Annotated in this window: 19 protein-coding genes; 13 read left to right on the top strand and 6 right to left on the bottom strand. The window is 36.0% G+C overall.

Going from position 1 to position 24,045, the window contains the following annotated elements; all coding sequences use genetic code 11:
* Nucleotides 1-290: 290 nt before the first annotated feature.
* Entirely contained in the window at nt 291-3,095 is a 2,805-nt protein-coding gene (locus ACPX19_RS13330; RefSeq protein ID WP_426430528.1) for a putative LPS assembly protein LptD, read from the bottom strand.
* A gap of 109 nt (nt 3,096-3,204) precedes the next feature.
* Here ACPX19_RS13330 and ACPX19_RS13325 point away from each other — a divergent pair, with 109 nt between their 5' ends.
* From ACPX19_RS13325 to bshA, 8 genes are all read left to right on the top strand, one after another.
* Nucleotides 3,205-4,329, top strand: coding sequence for an N-acetylmuramoyl-L-alanine amidase family protein (locus ACPX19_RS13325; RefSeq protein ID WP_426430527.1), 1,125 nt, complete (start codon nt 3,205-3,207; stop codon nt 4,327-4,329).
* Nucleotides 4,330-4,383: 54 nt separating this feature from the next.
* A complete protein-coding gene (locus ACPX19_RS13320; protein ID WP_426430526.1) occupies nt 4,384-5,331 on the top strand; it encodes an MlaD family protein in 948 nt (315 codons plus the stop codon).
* Nucleotides 5,332-5,342: 11 nt separating this feature from the next.
* On the top strand, nt 5,343-6,656 hold the full coding sequence (locus ACPX19_RS13315) for a 4Fe-4S dicluster domain-containing protein (protein ID WP_426430525.1): 1,314 nt from the start codon (nt 5,343-5,345) through the stop codon (nt 6,654-6,656).
* Between the two features lie 74 nt (nt 6,657-6,730).
* Entirely contained in the window at nt 6,731-7,513 is a 783-nt protein-coding gene (locus ACPX19_RS13310; RefSeq protein ID WP_426430524.1) for a (Fe-S)-binding protein, read from the top strand.
* Between the two features lie 8 nt (nt 7,514-7,521).
* Complete coding sequence (locus tag ACPX19_RS13305; protein WP_426430523.1) at nt 7,522-8,007, top strand: ABC transporter ATPase; 486 nt, start codon at nt 7,522-7,524, stop codon at nt 8,005-8,007.
* Between the two features lie 121 nt (nt 8,008-8,128).
* On the top strand, nt 8,129-9,349 hold the full coding sequence (serB, locus tag ACPX19_RS13300; protein WP_426430522.1) for a phosphoserine phosphatase SerB: 1,221 nt from the start codon (nt 8,129-8,131) through the stop codon (nt 9,347-9,349).
* 119 nt (nt 9,350-9,468) lie between these two features.
* Nucleotides 9,469-12,426, top strand: coding sequence for a glycoside hydrolase family 3 N-terminal domain-containing protein (locus ACPX19_RS13295; protein WP_426430521.1), 2,958 nt, complete (start codon nt 9,469-9,471; stop codon nt 12,424-12,426).
* A 347-nt stretch (nt 12,427-12,773) separates the two neighbouring features.
* Nucleotides 12,774-13,922, top strand: a complete 1,149-nt coding sequence (gene bshA, locus ACPX19_RS13290; RefSeq protein ID WP_426430520.1) for an N-acetyl-alpha-D-glucosaminyl L-malate synthase BshA — start codon at nt 12,774-12,776, stop codon at nt 13,920-13,922.
* 66 nt (nt 13,923-13,988) lie between these two features.
* Here bshA and ACPX19_RS13285 read toward each other — a convergent pair whose 3' ends face one another.
* From ACPX19_RS13285 to ACPX19_RS13265, 5 genes are all read right to left on the bottom strand, one after another.
* Nucleotides 13,989-14,339 (bottom strand): ribose-5-phosphate isomerase, encoded by a 351-nt coding sequence (locus tag ACPX19_RS13285; protein WP_426430519.1) that lies wholly within the window; start codon nt 14,337-14,339, stop codon nt 13,989-13,991.
* 17 nt (nt 14,340-14,356) lie between these two features.
* A complete protein-coding gene (locus tag ACPX19_RS13280) occupies nt 14,357-14,728 on the bottom strand; it encodes a DUF2200 domain-containing protein (protein ID WP_426430518.1) in 372 nt (123 codons plus the stop codon).
* A gap of 22 nt (nt 14,729-14,750) precedes the next feature.
* The gene (locus ACPX19_RS13275; RefSeq protein WP_426430517.1) at nt 14,751-15,800 is read right to left on the bottom strand and encodes a ligand-binding sensor domain-containing protein; all 1,050 of its coding nucleotides are present in this window, start codon (nt 15,798-15,800) and stop codon (nt 14,751-14,753) included.
* A gap of 37 nt (nt 15,801-15,837) precedes the next feature.
* The gene (locus ACPX19_RS13270) at nt 15,838-17,286 is read right to left on the bottom strand and encodes a glycosyl hydrolase 53 family protein (RefSeq protein ID WP_426430516.1); all 1,449 of its coding nucleotides are present in this window, start codon (nt 17,284-17,286) and stop codon (nt 15,838-15,840) included.
* A gap of 73 nt (nt 17,287-17,359) precedes the next feature.
* On the bottom strand, nt 17,360-18,532 hold the full coding sequence (locus ACPX19_RS13265; protein WP_426430515.1) for an alpha/beta hydrolase-fold protein: 1,173 nt from the start codon (nt 18,530-18,532) through the stop codon (nt 17,360-17,362).
* A 112-nt stretch (nt 18,533-18,644) separates the two neighbouring features.
* Between ACPX19_RS13265 and ACPX19_RS13260 the strand changes: the two genes are divergently transcribed.
* The 5 genes from ACPX19_RS13260 (at nt 18,645) to ACPX19_RS13240 (ending at nt 23,993) form a co-directional block, all read left to right on the top strand.
* Nucleotides 18,645-20,021, top strand: coding sequence for an alanine/glycine:cation symporter family protein (locus ACPX19_RS13260; protein WP_426430514.1), 1,377 nt, complete (start codon nt 18,645-18,647; stop codon nt 20,019-20,021).
* Nucleotides 20,022-20,117: 96 nt separating this feature from the next.
* The gene (locus tag ACPX19_RS13255) at nt 20,118-20,537 is read left to right on the top strand and encodes a transposase (RefSeq protein WP_426430513.1); all 420 of its coding nucleotides are present in this window, start codon (nt 20,118-20,120) and stop codon (nt 20,535-20,537) included.
* A 109-nt stretch (nt 20,538-20,646) separates the two neighbouring features.
* Nucleotides 20,647-21,900, top strand: a complete 1,254-nt coding sequence (locus tag ACPX19_RS13250; RefSeq protein WP_426430512.1) for a hypothetical protein — start codon at nt 20,647-20,649, stop codon at nt 21,898-21,900.
* An 11-nt stretch (nt 21,901-21,911) separates the two neighbouring features.
* The gene (locus tag ACPX19_RS13245; RefSeq protein ID WP_426430511.1) at nt 21,912-22,172 is read left to right on the top strand and encodes a DUF4212 domain-containing protein; all 261 of its coding nucleotides are present in this window, start codon (nt 21,912-21,914) and stop codon (nt 22,170-22,172) included.
* 30 nt (nt 22,173-22,202) lie between these two features.
* Complete coding sequence (locus ACPX19_RS13240) at nt 22,203-23,993, top strand: sodium:solute symporter family protein (RefSeq protein WP_426430510.1); 1,791 nt, start codon at nt 22,203-22,205, stop codon at nt 23,991-23,993.
* Nucleotides 23,994-24,045: the final 52 nt, after the last annotated feature.

Below are 24,045 nucleotides of genomic sequence, written 5' to 3'. Positions count from 1 at the left end.
GATACGCGTGCGCTCAGCACAGTCTATGCTCAGACTGACAGTTGCTTTAATAGTTCTCGATACATTTTTAATCGCTTTACTAGCGATTAAAAACACTCGAACTGACATTAGATTATTATACTCGGTACTTCGACTGTGCTTACGCTAAAGCTTCAGCGACAGGCGTGCGCTCAGCACAGGCTGTAGGAATCTTTTTTAAGGTTAAACTTTATTTATTTTAGTTAATGAACTTATACTAACCTTGTTCTCGATACATTGCAACGCAAGCGTTGCAACACTCGAACTGACAATTAGTTACCCAATTGACGGTCTGGTTGTCTACGCTGATCGTACTTTAAGTCTTTTAACAAGTTAGATTTAATACCTATAAAGAAGTTCCATGAGCTTCGGTTACTAAACGGTATCCACGTAAAATTCATTCTCCAACTTAATAAATCGCGTTCAAAACGCAACTGGGTAAAGGTAAATCCTTGGTTTAAAAAATCGTAACCAGAGGATGCACCCACAGACCAACGTGGTGAGAGTTCTACATCACCAGAAAACATTAAAGAGTTAGAGGTAATTTGGTCTTGCCTCCTTGTGTTGGTATAATTGGCAGCATAAGACAATCTTAAGCTCCACGGCATTTTATAGTTGTAGAAATCGTTATTTTCTTCTTCTTCCTCTTTGCTTTTATCCTTTTTCTGGTCACCAAGTCTTTGATCTGCAAAATCTTGCGATACACCAAATAAGTCGTCAGCTCTTGCATTGGCTGTAGCCGAACGACGCTCTGCTTCTTCATCTCTTTCTTCTTCTTTCCCCTTTCCAGAAAAACTATCGTTATTAAGCGTATAACTAATATTCAGGTTAGCAGAAGTTAAACGGAATAAGCTACCACCATTATTGATGTTAAAGGTGTTTATTAGATTATTGTTGCTATCTAAGGCATATGGGTTTAAGGTCATACCAAAGTTAATGTTCATCTTTTTGTTAAGAATTTGGGTACCACCAGTGACTCTTAATGGACTCCAATTTAGAGAATCTGCTGCTAAATCGTAAGATGTAGATAGATTAAGGTTGTTTAGTAAAAAGACCTTCTTTGGTTCGGTTTCTGTGGAATCTTTAGGACGAATTTTGGCTTCAAAATTATTGCCAACAGCAATACCAATATTGCTCGAATATCTATTGCCTGGTCTTCCGAAGAGCGAGTTTTCAAAGCGTGTATACTCTACCTGGTCGCTTGTAGTACCATCAGCATCAATAACATCATAGGTTTCGTAAAACTGGTCAAAAGCAGGTGTTACACTGTAACTTACAGATGGACGCATCACATGCCTAATGGCCTGTATTTTTGGGTCTTTGCCTTTTTTCTGAAAGTTATACATACCGTATAACGTCGTACCTATACTTGCACCAAAATTGTAGGTTAAATAACGGTCAAACCCATTTTTTTCAATTTCAATTTCTTCTTGGTTAGCAATGTCCCAAAATTTGTTGACTGTTTTTAGTGTCCAGTTTTCTTCAAAATTAGCATTAACACTGGCACTAAAATGATTAAAGACCTTAAAGTTTGTGGTTACTGGGATGGAGTGGCGCATACCAGCTAAGGCATCATCAAACATTTCGCTCTTGCCAAATAAGGAATCCGTAGTATTAATACGATACTCTCCTCTAGTATTTACCTGAAAGTTAATATTTTGAATAGCGCCTTTTTTAGCACCTGACTTTGGTGCAAACGGAAATACCCTGGTCATTGAGGCTTGCATGGTTGGCAAGGTTAAGTTAATGGCTTCCGTATTGGTGTTTTGATTATGTGTAGCCGATAAACTAAGGTTTACCTGAGGCTCTCCTTGAAATGTTTTAGAATACGAGACCGAAGATGCTAAGGTATTGGTTAAAAAATTAGCCTGATTGATCTGATTAATGGATTGTGTAAAATACTGACTACTACCTAAGTTTACCGATGCTGTAAATCTTGAATTGGGATTAGCCTTAGCGTCTTGGCTATGCGACCATCTGATGTTGTAAATGGTGCTTTTTGAAAAGTCTGGGAAACCACGCTCGCTGTTTATTAAATTCTCGTACCTAAACCCAAAATTACCTCGAAATTTATAGCGTACGGCATAGTTGCTCTCTAGTCGTAGTCCATAGCTTCCATTGGTATAATAGTCTCCTAATACCGCTAAATCTACATAATCGCTTATTGCAAAATAATAACCACCATTTTGTAAAAAATACCCTCTGTCGTTACCGGTGTCTTCACCAAACGAAGGGAATATAATACCAGAGGTTTGTTTTTTGGACATTGGAAAATACGCAAAAGGTATGGCTATTGGTGTTGGTACATCGTAGATGTACATTTGGCTCATACCAGTTACAATCTTTTTGTTAGGTACAATCTTAGCCCTGTTCATTAAGATGTAATATTCAGGATCATCGAGATTTTCTGAGGTTGTAAATTTTCCTTTTGAGATAAAGTAAACCGAATCGTTTTCGCGCTTAGTACGCTCAGCAATGACCGTTCCGCCACTTTGTTCAGTAACCGAGTTAAAAATTAATGCTTTTCTGGAGTCGGTATTAAAAATGATGGAGTCGGGCTCAATAACATTGGCACCTTGCTTAAAAACAGGTTTTTGGGAGTAGCCTGTTGAATCTTTCAACCTCCCTGCATAGACTAAATTTTTGCTGTAGTCAATTACAATAATACCAGCTTTAATTTCCATATCTTCATATAGAACTTCAGCTTCGTTAAATAAGGTTATCTGTTGTTTCTTTTGGTTTACGGAAACATAATCCTTGGCCTTGTAGGTGACAATATCTTTTAGGAACCCTTCTTTTTTTACAGAGTCATTATCTGTGGAGTCAACTGTCTTAGTATTTAATGGTGCGCTTAATAAAGAATCCGCAAAGATTTCAACTTTGTCTCTGGCAACTACAGTGGTATCACTTTTTTGCTCAGAAGGAATTGCTTCGTTCTTTTTTGGTAATTCTTGAGCCAAGCTAAAAGTGTTGATAAACACTGTAAAACTCAAGGCAAAAAGTATGTGTAAGCTATTTGTACGCAATCCTTTTAGATGTATTTTTGTAAAAGTATGGCTCGGTTTTTGAAACCCCAAAAGTACAGATATTTTTTTGTCATTATCTTATTAAATTTCTAAAGTTTAAAAATAGATATTACTAAAAACACTACGTAATAATTCGAGTTTATAAACCGTTAAATTAAATATGCAAACGAAGCGAAAATATATAAAAGTATTCTTAGTTCTTACATTTATAACTTCTTTAACATGCTTTGGATCATTGCAAGCCCAAGACGATAAGTTTGTTGTGGTTTTAGATGCAGGTCATGGTGGTCATGATTCGGGTAACTTAGGGAATGGTTATAAAGAAAAAAACATTGCTCTTAATGTTACTTTAGAAGTCGGCAGGGAGTTAGAAAAGAATAAGGACATAAAAGTGATTTATACGCGTAAAACAGACGTGTTTATAGAGTTGCATGAGCGCGCCAATATTGCCAATAAAGCCGATGCGGACTTATTTGTGTCTATACATTGTAATGCGCATAGTTCGCAAGCCTCTGGAACTGAGACTTTTGTTTTGGGCGAAAAAAATACGGGTCGGAATTTTGAAGTTGCAAAGCGCGAAAATGAAGTTATCTTTTTAGAGGACAATTACGAAGAGCATTATGAAGGGTTTGACCCAAGTTCTCCAGAGTCTACTATTGCCATTGGTATTGAACAAGAGGTTTATGTTGAACAAAGTATCACATTGGCGCGAAAAATAGAAGATAATTTCATTAATAAAGCCAAGCGCAAAAGTAGAGGTTTAAAACAGGCCAGTTTACTTGTTATAAGAAATACCTACATGCCAAGCGTTTTGATAGAAGTTGGTTTTCTAACGAATACTAAGGAAGGGGCTTATCTAAACACCAAAGCAGGTCAGTCTAAAATGGCAAATGCTATTAAGGATGCCATTGTTGAGTACAAAAAGGAAATCGATCAAAACGTAGGTAAGAGTATGATAGGTACTGAAAAAGTTGATAAAAAAACGGTTGAGGTTTTAGAAACTATGCCTCTGGTTTATGAAGATGTCACCTTTAAGGTACAAATAGCCGCAAGCTCTAGAGACTTAGAGCCAAAATCATATAATTTTAAAGGCTTGTCTGATATAAGTAAAGTTAAAGATGGTAAACTGTATAAGTACTTCTACGGAAGCACTTCGGATTACAACAAAGTAAAGCAGCTTCAAGAAGAGGCAAAATCCAAAGGTTATTCGTCTTGCTTTGTGGTTGCTTATAAAGCTGGCGAGCAAATTGATGTTGCAGAGGCTCTAAAATCTGCTGCTAATTAGAATTATTATTAATAATTTTATTCCTAATTTTGTTTTCAATCAAATCTAAGCCCATTGAAAGTTTCTAGAGAAGTTAAAACAGCAGTATTGGTATTATCTGGTATTGCACTTTTCGTTTATTTGTTTTCGTTTTTAAAAGGAGATGATCTTTTTTCTAATACCAACACCTATTACACAGAGTTTGATTATAATGCGCTCAGTCCTTCGTCTTCTGTCACTATAAAAGGCAATAAGGTAGGCAAGGTTGAAGAAATTACATACGACTTTGATACAAAAAAGACAGTGGTAGAATTCTCTGTTAACCCAAAACTAAAATTCTCTAAAAATAGCATCATAAGATTATACCCAACAGGTCTTATGGGTGGAAATGCATTATCCATAATAGATGCTAATGATGGTGAGTTTGCAAAACCAGGAGATTATATTCAATCGGAAGTTAAACAAGGCTTAATGTCTTCCTTAGAAAGTAGTTTACCAAAGGTAACTTCTGGATTGGATGGTACTTTGGAATCTGCGGATATCTTAGTTAAAAATTTGAATGCGATGCTTTTAGATGATTCGGAAGATGGTCTCAAAAATGCAATTGCCGAATTGAATACCACGCTAAAGTCATTTTCCAGTACATCGTATTCTGTTCAGAGTATGATAAAAAATAATGAGGCGAAGATAGCATCTATACTAGATAGTTTTGATAAAACCAGTAAAGACCTAAATGCGTTAACAACAGAATTAAAAGAAGCAGGGCTTTCTAAAACCGTTGAAGAGTTAACCAAAACAATTGGTTCTATGCAAAGTTTGTTGGCTAATATAGATAATGGTCAAGGTACAATCGGTAAGTTATTAAAAGACGATTCTCTTTACGATAATTTAGATGCAGCTTCTAAAGAATTACAATTATTGCTACTCGATATAAAATTACATCCTGCGAGATACAGAAGAATTCTTTCCAAGAAAGAAATTCCGTATGAAGAACCAACTGAGGAGCAAATCAATAATAATTAGACTTTCTAGCTATGGAATACATTCCTAATATTCTTTTTTTAATAATTCTAGCTTTTGGTATTGGGTATTTTGCTCGAAATATTAAAAAGCTCATTCGCAATATTAAACTTGGTAAAGCGATAGATGCTAGTGATAACAAGGGAGAACGTTGGCGAAACATGGCAAGAATTGCTCTTGGTCAAAGTAAAATGGTAAAGCGACCAATTGCAGGTTTACTACATATTGTAGTTTATGTTGGTTTTATCATTATTAATATTGAAGTATTAGAAATTATCATCGACGGCCTTTTTGGTACACATCGTATAGGACTCAAAGTATTGCCAGAATCGGTTTACGGTTTTTTGATCGGTGCGTTTGAAATTTTAGCGGTACTAGTTTTAGTTTCTGTTGTAGTATTCTGGTTGCGTCGTAATGTTATAAAATTAAAACGTTTCCTAAGTTCAGAAATGAAAGGTTGGCCTAAGAATGATGGTAATATTATCTTGTATTTTGAGGTTGTGCTTATGTGTTTGTTCTTGTTGATGAATGCAACAGACACTACCTTTCAGAATTTAGGTCATGGGAATGTTATTTCACAATTTATAGCACCATGGTTTGGAGATAATCCAGATACTTTGCACATGATAGAGCGTACAGCATGGTGGTTACATATTGTAGGGATACTCATCTTCTTAAACTATCTGTATTTTTCTAAGCACTTGCACATTCTTTTGGCTTTCCCGAACACCTATTATGGCAGTGTGGAGCCAAAAGGAAAATTCAACAATTTAGAAGCAGTTACTAATGAGGTGAAGTTAATGATGGATCCTAATGCAGATCCGTTTGCTGCAGCACCAGAGGGAGCAGAAAATGAAATTCCAGCCAAGTTTGGTGCTAGTGATGTTATGGATTTAAATCAAATCCAACTGCTTAATGCCTATACGTGTACTGAGTGTGGTCGTTGTACTTCGGCTTGTCCTGCAAACTTGACAGGAAAGAAGTTATCGCCTCGTAAGATTATGATGGATACGCGTGATCGTTTGGAAGAAGTAGGAAAAAATATAGATGCCAATGGAGGTGAATTTAAAGATGACGGAAAGCAACTTCTAGGCGATTATATTACTAATGAAGAACTTTGGGCATGTACCACATGTAATGCCTGTGTAGAAGAGTGCCCAGTTAGTATCAATCCATTGTCTATTATTTTAGAAATGCGTCGTTATTTAGTGATGGAGCAGAGTGCTGCACCAATGGAATTGAATAACATGATGACCAATATAGAAAACAATGGTGCGCCATGGCCTTATAACCAAATGGACCGTTTAAATTGGGCTAACGAAGACTAGAAAGTTGATGTGTTTATACGTTTAATTTTCTTTTGATTAAACACATAAACCCTAAACAAATAAACATCTGAGAGATGAGCGAAGAACTTAAAGTGCCAACGATGGCAGAGTATATGGCAGAAGGAAAGCAACCCGAAATTTTGTTTTGGGTAGGTTCTGCAGGTAGTTATGATGATAGAGCAAAAAAAATAACCAAGGCTTTTGTTAAGATATTAAACAAAGCCAATGTGGATTTTGCAGTTTTAGGAACAGAAGAAAGTAATACAGGTGACGTTGCAAAACGTGCAGGTAATGAGTTTTTGTTTCAGATGCAAGCCATTATGAATATTGAGGTTTTAAATGCTTACGAGGTTAAACGTATTGTTACCTGCGATCCGCATTCCTTCAATTGTCTAAAAAACGAATATCCAAGTCTTGGTGGCAACTATGATGTGGTACACCATACACAGTTTATAAAAGAGCTTATAAGTTCTGGTCGATTAACCTTAGAAGGCAATACCTATAAAGGAAAGCGTATCACATTTCATGATCCTTGTTATTTAGGTCGCGCCAATAGTGAGTACGATGCACCAAGAGATGTCCTTAAAAAAACCAATGCTACTCTGGTTGAAATGAAGCGTCATAAAAATACAGCATTATGTTGTGGTGCTGGTGGAGCACAAATGTTCAAGGAGCCAGAAAAAGGTGACATGGATATTAACATTTTGAGGACTAAAGATGCTCTAGAGACAAAGCCAGATATCATAGCCACAGGTTGCCCATACTGCAATACCATGATGAGTGATGGTGTTAAATTCAATGAAAAGGAAAACGAAATTTCGGTATTGGATATAGCAGAGTTAATCGCTAATTCTTAAATCATCAGATGCTAGTAGATTTTGAAACCTTACCAGAAGAATCACGAGTTTGGATATACCAAGCCAATAGAAGCTTTTCAGAAGAAGAATTAGAAGAGCTAAGCTCTAAACTAGAAACGTTTATTGAAGCTTGGACGGCCCATGGCAAAGATTTGCAAGCTGGCTTTAAGATTGTCTATAAGCGTTTTATCGTTATTGCCTTAAACCAAAACCTTAATGTGGCAACAGGTTGCTCTATTGATGCTTCCGTACATTTTATTCAACAGTTAGAAAAAGCATATAACGTAGATTTAATGGATAAAATGAACGTATCCTTTAAACAAGGAGAATTCATTGCTTACAAACCATTGATGGACTTCAAGACTATGGCTAAAAACAATTCTGTGACTAAAAACACTATTGTTTTTAATAATTTGGTTAACAACATAGCAGAGTTTAAAGAGAATTGGGAAGTGCCAGCAAGTGAGAGTTGGCATAGTCGTTTTATGAAGTAAGCCAAAAATTAAAAAATTCTTAACAGATTAGTAGAATTATTACATTTTTCTAAACCTTAATTATTTTCATATTTCAAATAGATTAAGCATTTTTACTTCCACAATGCATAATTGGTAAATTTTGGGCACAGATATCTTCTTATTAAACATTTCCGGTCAAGACAAACCTGGTTTAACCTCGTCTTTAACTAGTGTTTTGGCAGCATATGATGCTAAGATTTTAGATATTGGCCAGGCTAATATTCATGATACCTTGTCCCTTGGGATGCTATTCGAAATCAAATCTGGGAAGAAATCTGCAGCGGTACTCAAAGATTTATTGTTTAAAGCCTATGAGTTAGGTATCACAGCAAAATTTACACCCATTTCTTTGGAAAATTATGAGCATTGGGTGAGCATGCAAGGTAAGGATCGCTACATCGTTACCATTTTAGGCGAAAAATTAAAGGCTGAACAAATTTCTGAAGTTACCAAAGTCATTTCAGAGAAAAATCTCAATATCGATTCCATTAAGCGATTGACAGGTCGTACCTCTTTAGTTAAAGAAGAAGAGTACCCAAGAGCATCCATACAACTTTCCATTCGTGGTAAACTCAAAGACAAGTCTGAGTTTACGTCGAGATTTATGCAAATATCCCAAGAACTAGATGTTGACATCGCCTTTCAGGAAGATAGTATGTTTAGGCGCAACCGTCGTTTGGTATGTTTTGATATGGATTCAACATTAATTCAAACCGAAGTTATAGACGAACTGGCAGAACGCGCAGGAGTGGGTGAGCAGGTTAAGGCCATTACAGAGTCTGCCATGCAAGGGGAAATTGATTTTCAAGAAAGTTTTAAAAAGCGAATGAAACTTTTAGAAGGTTTAAGTGAAGATGTTTTAAAAGATATTGCAGAGAACTTACCAATAACCAAAGGCGCAAGACGTCTAATAGATACCTTGCATTATTATGGTTACAAAACCGCTATACTTTCAGGTGGATTTACCTACTTTGGGAAGTATCTGCAAGAAAAATTGGATATTGATTTTGTATATGCCAATGAATTAGAGATTAAAGATGGTGTGCTAACTGGAGGTTATATTGGTGCTATTGTAGACGGAGACAAGAAAGCTGAATATCTTCAGTTATTAGCTGATAATATGGGTATAGACATTGAGCAAACCATTGCGATAGGTGATGGTGCCAACGATTTGCAAATGCTTAATCTAGCTGGTTTGGGTATTGCATTTCATGCTAAACCAAAAGTTAAGGATAATGCCCAAAATTCAATTTCGAGTATAGGTTTGGATGGTGTATTGTATTTATTGGGTTACCACGACCGCCATATAGATTTAGTGTAGCGGTTTTAAACTGTTAATTACACGGTTTATAAAACTATCCTAAAGTCTTTTTACTTCTTATTAAATATGCTATTTTGGCATAGTATTCGTTAATTAATTTATAAACGATAAAGATTTACATGCGATATTTGTCCCTTATTCTTATAGCTTTTTGCATTCAAGTTAATTTTGCCCAAAAGGCAACTCCCAATCCATTATTAACTAAAGACGCTGCCCAACAACAGCAGTGGGTTGATAGTATTTATAATTCCATGACCTTAAAAGAGCGTGTAGGACAGCTTTTTATGGTTCAGGTGTTTTCTAAAAATAGTGAAAAAGTTAATAATGACATAGTTGATTTAATAAAAGAAGCGCACATTGGAGGTGTCATTTACTCTAACGGTGGGCCATACAGGCAGGCTAAATTAAACAACCTGTTACAAGCTACTTCTAAGGTTCCTTTATTGGTTGGTATGGATGCAGAATGGGGCTTGAGTATGCGATTGGATTCCACCTATGCATTTCCATGGAATATGACCTTAGGTGCCATAGCTAACGATAGCTTGGTAGAACAAACCGGAAGACAAATAGGCGAGCATTGTAAACGCTTAGGAGTGCATTTTAATTTTGCTCCAGTTGTAGATATCAATACCAATCCTAAAAATCCAATTATTGGTAACCGTTCTTTTGGTGAAGATAGGGATAATGTTACAGCCAAGGGTTTAGCCTTTATGAAAGGCATGCAAAGTGCAGGAGTTTTAGCAAATGCCAAGCATTTTCCTGGTCATGGTGATACAGAAGACGATTCGCATAAAACCTTGCCAACCGTATCTTTTAGTGAACAACGCATAGATTCAGTAGAATTATATCCTTATCGGAAACTGATTAATGAGGGTTTGTCAAGCGTTATGGTGGCTCATCTCAATGTTCCAAGTTTAGAAAAGAGACGAGGCTTCCCTTCATCATTGTCTAAACATATTGTTACCGATATTCTCAAAGGTGAGTTAGGCTTTAAAGGCTTAATCTTTACGGATGCTTTAACCATGAAAGGGGCAGCAGATTATGTAGAAAAGAATGTTGATGGCATCACTACAAGTGTATTTTCAAAAGGGGGTGAAATAGATTTGATGGCATTTCTAGCAGGTAATGACGTACTTTTAATGTCTGAAGATCCTGAGAGGGGAATCGACAGAATTATTGAAGCGTATGAAGACAAAAAGATAACCGAAGAACGTCTCTCACATTCCGTAAAAAAAATCCTTATGGCTAAGTATAAGGTTGGTTTAAACAAGTATTCACCTGTTGGATTATACAATTTAGGTAAAGATTTAAACAGGGTTAAAGACGATGTACTTTACGAAACCCTTATGGAAAGTGCCATTACAGTAGTGAAGAATGAAAAAAGTTTGTTGCCGCTAAGAGATTTGCAAACCAAAAATGTGGCTTATGTTGCATTAGGTGATGTTAGTGGTTCAACGTTTTATGATGAACTGAAAAAATACACAAAAGTCCACCACATTAAAGGTGAAAAGTTAGATGAAGTTATTGCTAAACTGCACAATTATAATACTGTGGTTATCGGTTTTCATAAGTCTAACGATAATCCTTGGAAAGCTTACGAATTTTCTCAAAAGGAACTCGCTTGGTTATATGAAATTGCGAGAAATAACACGGTTATATTGGATGTATTTGCAAGGCCATATGCTTTAAATGATTTACGTTCTATTGAAAACATAGAAGCGATAGTTATGAGTTACCAAAACAGTGCTATTGCGCAACAAAAATCTGCACAACTTATATTTGGTGGCATAGACGCCAAAGGTAAATTACCAGTAAGTGCTGGTGAATTCTTTCCTGTTGACACAGGTATCATGTACAACTCGTTATCTAGTCTTAGTTACGGTTTACCAGAACGTGTTGGAATGGATTCTAAGCTTTTGAGTCGAATAGACTCCGTAGCTAGTAGTGCCGTTAAAAAACGAATGACACCAGGTATTCAGCTATTGGTAGCTAGACGCGGAAAGGTGATTTACAATAAAAATTTCGGGTATCATACTTATGACAAAAAGAATAAAGTAGATTTTGATGATATTTATGATGTGGCATCTTTAACAAAGATTATAGCTACACTTCCTGTGCTTATGGAATTAGAACAACAAGGCTCTGTTTCCTTAGATTCAAAATTGGGGGACCTGCTTCCTGAGTACAAAAAATCGAATAAGAAAAACATCACATTAAAAAAGATGCTGTCGCATTACGCACAGTTAAAACCTTGGATACCATTCTACTATGCTACTTTAGATTCCGTAACCAAAAAGCCAGATCCTAAATACTACAGGACTAAACCTACAAAAGGTTTTGAGGTAGAGGTTACCAATACACTTTTTATGCGTAATGATTACAAAGATTCCATTCAAGGGATTATAAAGGACAGTGACTTATTGTCTAGCTTACGCTACCGTTATAGCGATTTGCCGTACTACATCCTTAAGAAGTATCTCGAAGGCTTTTATGACAAATCCTTGCATGAAATCACCCAAGATCGTTTTTACAAATCGCTTGGCGCAAATTATACGACTTACAATCCGAGAAAAACATTCAGCCTAAAGGATATTGTACCTACTGAAGAAGATAACTATTTCAGGTACAAAAAAGTTCATGGTTATGTACACGATATGGGAGCAGCAATGCAAGGTGGTATTGGAGGCCATGCAGGTGTTTTTAGTAATGCTAATGATGTTGCCAAAATTATGCAGATGTTTTTGCAAAAAGGTTTTTATGGTGGCAAGCGTTACTTTAAATCCGAAACCATAGATAAGTTTAATACCTGTTATTATTGCGAAAGTGATAATAGAAGAGGCATTGGCTTTGACAAACCACAACTAGGTGAAGAAGGCCCTACCTGCGGATGTATTTCTATGACTAGCTTTGGACATTCAGGCTTTACTGGCACCTATGCTTGGGCAGATCCTGAGGAAGAAATTGTATATGTATTTTTAGCCAATAGAACCTATCCTGAAGCAGGTAAAAACCTATTACTCAGAGAAAACATTAGAACAGAGATTCAAAGACTTATCTACGAAGCTATAATTGATTAGTAGAATTAAACCGTTGTTCATTTTAATAAAATTCGTCACTTCGAGTGGGTTTTTCGATTGAAATGAGAAAAATTTGTATCGAGAAGCAGAATTTTCCAACAAAAGTTCTCGATGCAATTTCTCGTGTTACTTCGACTTCGCTCAGTATCCACTCAAAATCACTCGAACTGACAACTAACTGTGTTTTTATAGTTATAATGTATAACGAGTTGCATTAGTTAAAAAGTGCTAAAAGTTACTTTGTACCAATTTAAATCTGCTAACTTTAATGCGTGTTATAAAGTTGTAAGGATTTGGATAAAAGCAAGACTTTATACCTAGTAATTTTAAATATTCACAAGATTTAGATGAAAATAGGAATCGTTTGTTACCCAACATTTGGTGGTAGTGGAGTAGTAGCTACAGAATTAGGTTTAGAACTCTCTAAGCGAGGGCACGAAATTCACTTCATTACCTATAGCCAGCCAGTACGGTTGGAATTATTGAGTAACAATGTTCATTTTCACGAAGTACACGTACCAGAATACCCTTTATTTCATTATCAACCTTATGAGTTAGCATTGTCTAGCAAGTTGGTAGATATGGTACAGCTTTATGGTATAGAGTTGTTGCATGTTCACTATGCAATTCCTCATGCTTACGCAGCTTATATGGCACAGCAAATGCTTTTAGAAAAAGGTGTCCTTGTACCAATTGTAACAACACTTCATGGTACAGATATTACACTAGTTGGTAGTCACCCGTTTTATAAACCAGCTGTTACTTTTAGCATCAATAAATCTGATGCGGTGACTTCAGTTTCTGAAAGTTTAAAGAAGGATACCATGCGTCTGTTTGATATTAAAAAGGATATTCATGTGGTTCCTAATTTTATTGATTTAGATAAGCATACCAATAATTTTACGGATTGCCAGCGCGCTATGATGGCAAAAGATGACGAATTCATCATAACGCATATTAGTAATATGCGCGAAGTGAAGCAAATACCTGATGTGATTAAGATTTTTTATAATATTCAAAAGGAGTTACCAGCTAAGTTAATGATGGTGGGTGAAGGGCCAGAAAAAGAAACTGCCGAGATTTTGGTTGAAGAATTGGGTATAAGCGAAAAGGTCATTTTCTTCGGTAACAGCAATGAAATAGATAGAATACTGTGCTTTAGCGACTTGTTTTTACTGCCATCGCAAACCGAAAGTTTTGGTTTGGCAGCTTTAGAAGCTATGGCAAGTGGAGTACCTGTGATATCAACCAATACAGGTGGCTTACCAGAAGTAAACATTGATGGTTATTCAGGGTACTTGAGTGATGTTAATGCTGTGGCAGATATGTCTGCCAATGCCATAAAAATCCTGAAAGATGCAGACACCTTAAAAACCTTTAAAGCCAATGCCAAAGCACAATCCAAAAAGTTTGATATTCATGCTATTGTGCCACAATATGAAGCTATCTACGAAGAAACTTTGGATAAATTCTTAGTTACTAAACAAAGCATTTAGATTCAGAAATACTGAAACAAGTTCAGCACAGGCAAGTTTGGAATGACAAACGTGATACACATAATTTTAATTAGACCAAACAGCATATTTTTCTCTGCGTAGTTCTAGTGCAATTTCTTTTTCAGCAATTAACGCTTCTTTTCGGGTTAAAAAAGGGTCTATGTGATTGTAAAGGCTAGGTCTAAGATATAAGCCATATTTCTCAACAATATTAGAGGATAATTTATGCCCTTTTTTGTTTCTGTGACCTGTTTTGTGCTGCTTGAACCGTTCTTTGGGGCTTTTACTCGTCATGCCTACATACAAACACTCTAATACACCATTGTATTGCGGATTGGCGTTTCTGAATTTTGTGTTTTCAGTAAAAACGCGTTTAGAGAGCTCTACGACATAAATACGATATAGCGTTTTGGGCATGTTTTAAAATGGAAGATTTAAGGTTGGCGCAGAATTTTTTCCATTTTTTTGCCTTTGGCCAACTCGTCAACCAACTTATCTAAATATCTACATTGTTGGGTAGTAGGATTTGTGATTTCCTCAACACGATAGCCACAAATAACACCAGTTATAAGATGTGCATTCTCATTAAGGTTGGCGTTTTCAAAGAAGTCTTTAAAATTGACTTTCTGCTCAATGAGTTCATTGAGTTTGTTTTCATCGTAACCTGTTAGCCATTCTATCACTTCGTGAAGTTCTTCCTTGGTTCTGCCTTTCTTTTCTACCTTAGTAACGTAATGCGGATATACTGAGGCAAAACTCATATTAGCGATGCGCTCATCGTGGTGGCTGGTGTCGGTTTTATTCATTTTTATTTAATTTTTCTATTCGTTAAATCGTAAATTTCTCAAAAGTGCTACCATTAAACTTATAGACACCATTTTCGTGTGTTCCAAGCCAAAGATCGCCATTATTGTCTTTGTAAATGCTGAATAGTGTAATGTTTTTTGAGTTTTCTTGAACGGCATAGTGAGTAATTTCCGTTCCATCATACATCCAAACACCATCACGATAAGTTACAAACCACAAATTATTATTGTTATCTCTTACTGTTGATAGATACTCGTCCAAATTGCTATCTTCCTTTCCATCTAAACCACCTATACTTTTGTGTCTTGTATAAAGTTTATTGCTTTTTAATGTTATACTGTCATAAACACTATAACGATATTCAGTATTGAACCAAAAGTCACCATTTTTATCTTCCGTAATTGAGCGCACGCCATTTGCACCTTCGTCTCGAAATTCTGTGACGTCCTCTTCTGTAATCCAATCGAATGATTTACCATCGTAACGGCAAACACCAACTGGGTTGGTACCAAACCAAATATTTCCCTTTTTATCTTTATAAATACTATAGATGTCAAAAGGATTGGATAGACTAGGTGGTTTTGGGAACTGCAATTCATGTAAAGTTATACCATCATAGCGATATACTTTTCCGGTATTTCCATAAGAATATTTAAACCACAGATCTGTAGATTCGAGTTTCCATTTTTCACTAGGAACTGCCTTTAAAGTTTTGAAAGTCTTTTCGTTAAACTTTGATATTTTAGACGTTGCGTTTGCACTGGTAAAGTATATGTTGCCAGCTCCGTCTTCTTTTATCTCATCAATTCTGTTGTTGTGCAAACCATGTTTTGTGGTATAATTTACCAATGCTTTCCCATCATATCTGTACACTCCTGTATCCCAACTTCCAAACCAATAAATATTCTTACTGTCTTGAAAAACTACCATGATATTGCTTCCAAGTTCTGATGCAGTATCGCCTTTTGCAATACTATCTGTTTTAACCTCTTGTTTTGTGATTTGTTCATTACAAGATGTTAAAAAAAACAATGCAGTTAAAAATGTAAATATGTTCAAAATTATTTTCATCAGTTCTTACTTTTTTGAAAATCAACGTATAGACTCATCACTCTAAAAACTCCTTATGAATTTCATCATAGTAATAGAGTTCATTTAGAGGTTGACCGTTTTCATCAAAAATTTTGCTCCAGGTGTTTAGTGGTTCCCAAATGCAGGTGCCATTTCCTCTATCGTTTGGTAGGTTAAACACCATATCGTTTACTGCTTTTTTAAAGGCGCTATATTCCACAACATTAATGTCTTTTTGGTAACGGCCTATAAGGTCTAGCATATTGCTATTAAGATCGTCTAAGGTGCAATGCCAAATAGGATAGTATGAGAGTCCTATAATATCAAACTCAACGCCACGCGCTATCATATTATCAAACCAAAAGGTAGTTTCCTCATTTTGTCCGCCAAGTGCCAAATGCATCATAACCGTTGTGTTGGCATCTACTTCTCTAACGGCTTCTGTACCTGCTTTTAGTAAAGCCGCAAGATTGTCTAAGTTAGAAATATGACCTTCTGGCCAGACAATTCCGTGATTAACTTCGTTACCAATTTGTACCATCTGTGGCATTGTGCCTTGGTCTTTTAGTTGCGTGAGTACGAATTTGGTATAGTCCTTTAATGTGCTTGTGAGTTTATTAAACTCTAAACCTTCCCAAGCTTTTGGTTTAAATTGCTTTTGAGGATCTGCCCACGTGTCACTATAATGAAAATCTAGAAGAAGATTCAGTCCTACATCTTTAATGCGCTTTGCCATTTGCAAGGTGTAGTCCAGTCCGCAAAAGCCTTCTTTGGGAGAGTAACCCTTTTCATTTTCTGGGTTTACAAAAACGCGTAAGCGTATGTAATTAAAACCGTGATCTTTTAAAATTTGTATGGCATCCTTTTCTAAACCATCATCGTGAAATTTAAGTCCTCTAGCTTCTAATTGTGGTAAAAAGGAAATGTCTGCACCTAGCATTTCTTGTTCAATTTTTGGACCTTGTGTGATTTGCTCCTTCGTTGGTTTTAGCAATTTTACATCCGCAGGAATAGTATGTATCTCATGAGAGGCTGGCCACAAACTATCAGTTGAGACTTTAACCGTTATTTTGTCCGTTGTATTACCAGCTCTAAGCCATAACTTTTTAACACCTTTGTTAATGTTGGATTTCCAAACGGAAAGCGTATCGGATTTTAAAACAGATTCTAACTCAGTGCTATCAATATCAATAATAGTAGCATCGCCTTTAACGCTAATCTCAAACGGTAGCCAAGCGTCTTTTATTTCCATGCCTGTGCTATCTACAGTACTTATCCGCAATAATGATTGGTCTTTGCCATTGGCGATCATTGTGGTTTTGTAGCTGGCAAATACAATTGCATTAGGTTTGCCGGTTTCAACCTGGTACCAATGTGAGTAATTTTTTATCGCTTGGTCTTTAGTGATTGTAATTTCTTTGGGATTATCTTTACAAGCAATAACCAAGACAAGAAGTATAATACTTAGGTATTTATTTAATTTCATTTTAGTTGTTTTTTGAAAGTTATACCCACCAAATCAATGAACTTTTAATAATGCGTTTATCTATCCGTGAAATTTATTCGCTTTTTTTTAATTCTTTTATTTTATTTCTGGCGTGCTCGTTAGCTGGATTAAGTTCAAGCGATTTTTTATAGTTTTCGATTGCTTTTTTCGAATCACCCAATGAATCATAAGCCTCTCCCAAGCTATCATAGGAATTATATGATTTTGGATAATTTTTTACGTTCAACATAAAGAATTCCAATGCCTTGGAATGGTCTTTGGGATTACTGCTCTGTAACATATGATAACCTAGTTGATTAACGAGATACTCAGGGGGTCGAAAATCCCATGACAATCGTTCTGAAAGTTCTTCAAAGTGTTGAGTGAGCTGTTCTATACTTTTAACATCGCGATAGGAGATTCCATAACCTTTAAAAATTGCTGATATCCCATTATGAAATGCAATGATGGGCACTGAGCTATGGTCTTCATTTTCGAAGTATTCTATTTTTGCAGGTAATTCATTTTTACATTTACTGTTCAATGCTTCGTATAGCCTTACATGACGGTCACGATTTCTAATATTCCGTTTTCCCCAATTAGCAGTGGCGATATAAATAAAACGGTTAAATGAATGTTCGGTCAGTGCATCTAATTTTTTATCCATGGTTTCTGAATCCCATGTTCCAAAACTTGGGTCTACCGCAATAAATGAATTAAAACTTGTCTTTTCTTTCATATAAGTGTGAGTGGCCAATAACCCTCCCAAGGAATGCCCATAAAGTAAACGATACGAAGTTGTTCTATACTTTTGGTCTAACAGAGTTAAAAGCTCATTTTCCAAAAAGTCCAGAAACTTTTCTCCACCACCAGTGTTATTTGCTCTAACCGTAATGATTTTGTCTGGTGTGTAGTCGCGTCTTCTGTCAACATTTTGAATACCAACGACTATCATCTCTGGAATTTTACGATTTCGATATAAATCGGAACTCATGTAGTTAACCATGCTAGAAATTGCTTTAAAGTGTATATTTCCATCAAGAACAACAAGTATAGGATAGCTTTTGTGGGATGACGATTCATCATAATAGGAATCAGGTAGGCTAAGCCAATACGCTCTATCTTCATTTAAAACATCGGAATGGATTTGGTGTTTAGTGCCAATGACTATGTTTTCAATATTTTGAGACTTTAATGGATAAAGTCCTATTAGAAAAAAAAGTGCTATATATATTCTCTTGTTCATTTTGTTAGTTTCTGTATGACTGTAGGTAAGCGAAGTTAGTGAAATAAGCGGATTAGGTTTTATACTTTCAATATATTATTAACACAACAAAGGATTCCTTATTTTTATCCTTATGAAATCTCTAGAGAATCTAACAGCAGCTTTTTCATCCTTTGCTTGGGGTTTGCCATTGCTTATCTTATTAATTGGCGGTGGATTGTATCTATTAATACGTTCTCAGTTTTTGCCATTTCGGTATTTGGGTCATGCCATTAGTGTATTACGAGGTAAGTATGATAATCCTGATGATGCTGGTGAGATTTCGCATTTTAAAGCCTTAACAACTGCGTTGTCTTCCACCATTGGTATGGGAAATATTGCAGGAGTCGCATTGGCAATTTCGGTTGGTGGGCCTGGTGCCATGTTTTGGATGTGGGTGAGTGCTATTGTTGGGATGAGTACCAAGTACTTTACATCTACGTTGGCTATTTTATACAGAGGGAAGGACAGCAATGGAGACATACAAGGTGGTCCTATGTATTTTATTACAGAGGGTCTTGGTAAAAACTGGAAATTCTTAGCCGTTTTATTTAGTGTGTTTGGTATGCTGGGAGCTTTACCTGTGGTGAATGTTAATCAGCTGAAACAGGCTATTAATGATATTATATTAAGACCTAATGGAGTAGAGGTGTCTTTAGGTAGTAACCTTATTATTGCTATTGTTTTGGTTATCGTCACAAGTTTTGTAATTCTTGGTGGCATACAACGCATTAGTCGTTGGGCTTCTAAAATGGTGCCTGCTATGGTAGTGCTATACTTTGTGTTGGTCATGATTATACTAGGTATCTATATTGGAGAAGTACCAAAATATTTATCCTTGATTGTTACTGATGCTTTTGCTGCGGATTATTTCCCTGAAGACAAACCCTTTTTAGGTGGTGTTTTGGGAGCGTTGATTTTACATGGTATTAAGCGTGGAGCATTTTCTAACGAAGCAGGTTTAGGAACAGCAGCTATGGCACACGGAGCCGCAAAAACAGATCAGCCTGTTCGTGAAGGCCTGGTAGCTATGTTGGGTCCTGCTATAGATACCTTGATTGTATGTACACTCACAGCTTTGGCTATTTTGGTCACAGGAGTTTGGCAAACGACTTCGGATAATGGAGTGAGTTTGACTGCTTCGGCTTTTGAACAAGCCTTACCCTATGGGCAGTATTTATTGATGGTTTGTGTGTTTTTCTTTAGCGTGTCCTCCTTGTTTAGCTATTCGTATTATGGCACCAAATGTTTATCGTTTTTAATAGGTGCAGACAAAAAACATTATTACAACTATTTCTATATTCTAAGTATTATTCTAGCTGCGACTACCTCTTTTGATGCCATGATTAACTTTATTGATGGTGTGTTTGCGTTTATGGCATTTCCAACAATGATAGCCACAATTCTATTAGCACCAAAAGTGTTGAAGGAATCTAAACGCTACTTTGCGAGTTTAAAGAAAGAAGACTAACTAATTTGTTAAACTTTTGTTTGCTAATGATTTCACAAATAACAATTATTTGTATATATATTGCTAAATTAATATATTTATGCTAAATTAATATATATGAAAATTGACCTTTGTCCCAATTGTGGTTCTGATAGCTATGTAAAAAGTGGAATAGTTAACGATAGGCAACGCTATAGATGTAAATCGTGTAACTACTATTTTACTGTAAACAAGCTTGGTAAAAAGATAGATGATTATTACGTAAACAAGGCATTGCAATTGTATTTAGAAGGATTAACCTTTCGTGAAATTGAACGTATATTAGGAATATCACACGTCAGTATTATGAACTGGGTTAAGAAATACAATATCAAGAGGCCATATAATTCACAATACCATCCTACTTATAAAATCCTTAATGCCCAAGAGCTATCCTTGTTCTTCTCTAATGCTAAAAACCTATTAGGAGCTGGTGCATTAGTAACCGAACTTGGGGATAAGTTTATGCTTATAAAATGGGAGCGTTTTCGTGATTAGATATATGTAGTTACCAAAAAAATATATTAACTTTTTTTTTAGAGATTGTTTTTTAGAGTTTAGTAGTGCACACAGAACCAATGTTTAACTAACTAAATAACTAATCTTTATGAAAAAATCAAGTTTATTTTTATTTCTTTTGGCAATAGCTTTTATACCTATTGCTTCTTGGGGCCAGCAAGAAGATGCTGAACCTGATCATTCTTACAAGCCAATGCAATTCAAACTAAACGAAGATGGTAGTAAGTATATGAGATTTATTACATGGCACCAAATGTGGCTTCAGGGCGGTTCAGAACAAAAGGGTCCTAAGTTTTCTATTAGAAGGTCAAGAATTTTGGCATATGCACAGATTTCGCCTCGTTTTTTAATCTTAACCCATTTTGGGCTCAATAGTTTAGGTGCTAACAATCTTACAGCCAATCCTAATTCTCAGCAGAATAACCAAAGTAGCTTACTGTTTTTGCATGACGCTTGGGCAGAGTTTGCAGTAGTGCCAGATAAATTATATGTTGGCTCTGGTTTACACTATTGGAACGGAATTTCAAGATTGACAAATCAAAGTACCTTGAATATGATGACACTAGACAATCCTGGTGGACAAGGTGGAGCGTCTGTATCTGATGCTAGATTATTTCCATGGTCTAACATTACAACTAGCGACCAATTTGCGCGTCATTTAGGTATATATGCTAAAGGTTCACTAGGAAAATTCGGATATCGAGTTTCGGCAAATAATGCTAGAAATAATATTGGTCAATTAGGTCCTACACCAACATTTCAAGTAGATAATAGTGTAGGAACAGGAACATGGAACTATGCAGGTTATTTTAAATACGACATATTTGATAAAGAATCTGATAAATTGCCATATTTTGTTGGTACTTACTTAGGAAAAAAGAAAGTGCTTAGCATAGGTGCAGGTTTCCATTATCATCCAGATGCTCTAGCGGTTAATGATCTAGATACTAGAGAAAATGTTTTCCACACAGCTTTTGATGTTTTTTATGATGCGCCTTTAAATGAAAATTTGGCTATAAGTGCTTTAGGTGCTTACTACAATTATAAGTATGGTGATACAGCAGGAGCACCAGGTGGTGGTTTAGTGCCTTCTTCTGGTTCAATTGTCCATGGGCAAGTTGGTCTATTATTTCAAAACGCCAAGCTTATGCCTTACTTGAAATATAATACGCAATCTTTAGATTTTACTCCTAATAATGCTAACGAATTTGGTGTAGGGCTTAACTATTTTATAAATGGTCATTTTGCTAAAATTACTGCAGAGTATTTAACAGGTAAAAGTGGCTTAACAGGTGCTGAAAACAGAAATGTTTTCACAATTCAAACACATATATTCCTTTAAATCATTCAATTATGTCAGAAAAACAAAAAAATGCATCCGCTTATTGGAAGGAAAATGTAAAATACCTTTCAATACTCTTAATCATTTGGTTCCTGGTTTCCTATGGTTGTGGTATTCTTTTTAAAGATGCTTTAAACGAAATAAAACTTGGTGGGTTTAAACTAGGCTTTTGGTTTGCTCAGCAAGGATCGATATACGTATTCGTAATTCTCATTTTCGTATACGTTAGAATAATGAACAAACTAGATAAAAAATATGGTTACGACGAGTAGTCTTAACTAATAACCAAAAAATTAAAAATTATGAGTGTACAAACTTGGACATGGATATTAGTAGGCGCAACGTTCGCACTATATTTCGGAATTGCAATTTGGGCTAGAGCTGGCTCAACAAAAGAGTTTTATGTTGCTGGCGGAGGTGTATCTCCACTTGCAAATGGTATGGCAACTGCTGCCGATTGGATGAGTGCTGCGTCATTTATCTCTATGGCAGGATTAATCTCCTTTATGGGTTATGATGGGTCTGTTTTCCTTATGGGTTGGACAGGTGGCTATGTATTATTGGCTTTACTATTAGCACCTTATCTAAGGAAGTTTGGAAAATTTACGGTGCCTGATTTTATTGGGGATCGTTATTACTCAAACACAGCAAGAACCGTAGCTGTAATCTGTGCTTTAATTGTATCGTTTACTTATGTAGCTGGACAAATGCGTGGTGTAGGGATTGTATTTTCACAATTCTTACAAGTTGATATTAATTTAGGTGTAGTTATTGGTATGGCAATTGTATTAGTATTTGCTTTCTTAGGAGGTATGAAAGGCATTACCTATACACAAGTGGCACAATATTGTGTATTGATTTTTGCCTTTATGGTGCCTGCCTTCTTTATCTCTATGCAAATGACAGGAAATATTATTCCACAATTAGGAATGGGAAGCACTGTTGAAGGTGGAGAATTTCTTTTGGATAAATTAGATAAGCTGCACACACAATTAGGCTTTAATGAATATACAAGCGGAACAAAATCCACTTGGGATGTATTTGCGATTACTTTAGCTTTAATGGTAGGTACAGCTGGTTTACCTCATGTGATTGTGCGTTTCTTTACAGTACCTAAAGTAAAAGATGCACGTAAATCTGCAGGTTTAGCCTTATTATTTATAGCTATTCTTTATACTACTGCACCTGCAATTGCAGTTTTTGCTAGAACTAACTTGATCGAAACTGTTAGTAACACTGAGTATAAAGAAGTTCCTCAGTGGTTTAAAAACTGGGAAAATACTGGTTTAATAGCTTGGTCGGATAAAAACGGTGATGGCAAAATTCAATACGTAGCAGGAAATGCCTTAGATGGTAAACCAAAATACAATGGTGAAGCAAGCGATAATGCTGCTAGAGGTATCTATGGTGAGCGTATGGTTTCTAATGCTAATGACTCTGCTAATGAATTATATGTAGATAGAGATATTATGGTATTAGCAAATCCTGAAATTGCTAATTTACCAAACTGGGTGATTGCTTTAGTAGCTGCCGGTGGGTTAGCAGCAGCACTTTCTACTGCAGCAGGATTGCTATTAGTAATTTCTACTTCTATTTCTCACGATTTAATTAAAAAACAAATCAAACCAGATATTTCAGAAAAAGGTGAACTATTAGCTGCACGTATAGCTATTTTGGTTGCCATTATAATTGCTGGTCTTTTCGGGATTTATCCACCTGGATTTGTCGCTGCAGTAGTTGCACTTGCTTTTGGATTGGCAGCAGCATCTTTTTTCCCTGCGATTATATTAGGAATTTTTGACAAACGTATGAATAGACAAGGTGCTGTTGCAGGCATGATTGTCGGTATAGTTTTAATGCTTTATTATATGATTGTATACAAGACTGGACTAATTGGTGTAATGGATCCAAGACCTGCGAGCGAGTGGTGGTTTGGTACTTCACCAGAAGGTTTTGGTACAATAGCAATGCTTGTTAATGTTGTAGTATCGGTTGTAGTGTCTCGTATGACACCTGCACCACCTCAACACGTACAAGAAATTGTAGAAAATATCAGAATACCGTCAGGTGCTGGTGAGGCACATAGTCATTAATTGACAAGTTTTATTAGTTAGTAAAAACAGTGTTGCGTTTGCAACACTGTTT

The organism is Winogradskyella sp. HB-48 (assembly GCF_049942685.1).
Classification (GTDB): Bacteria; Bacteroidota; Bacteroidia; order Flavobacteriales; family Flavobacteriaceae; genus Winogradskyella.
Note: the sequence above shows the minus strand (reverse complement) of the source record. Positions and strands in the feature narration are given on the sequence as shown.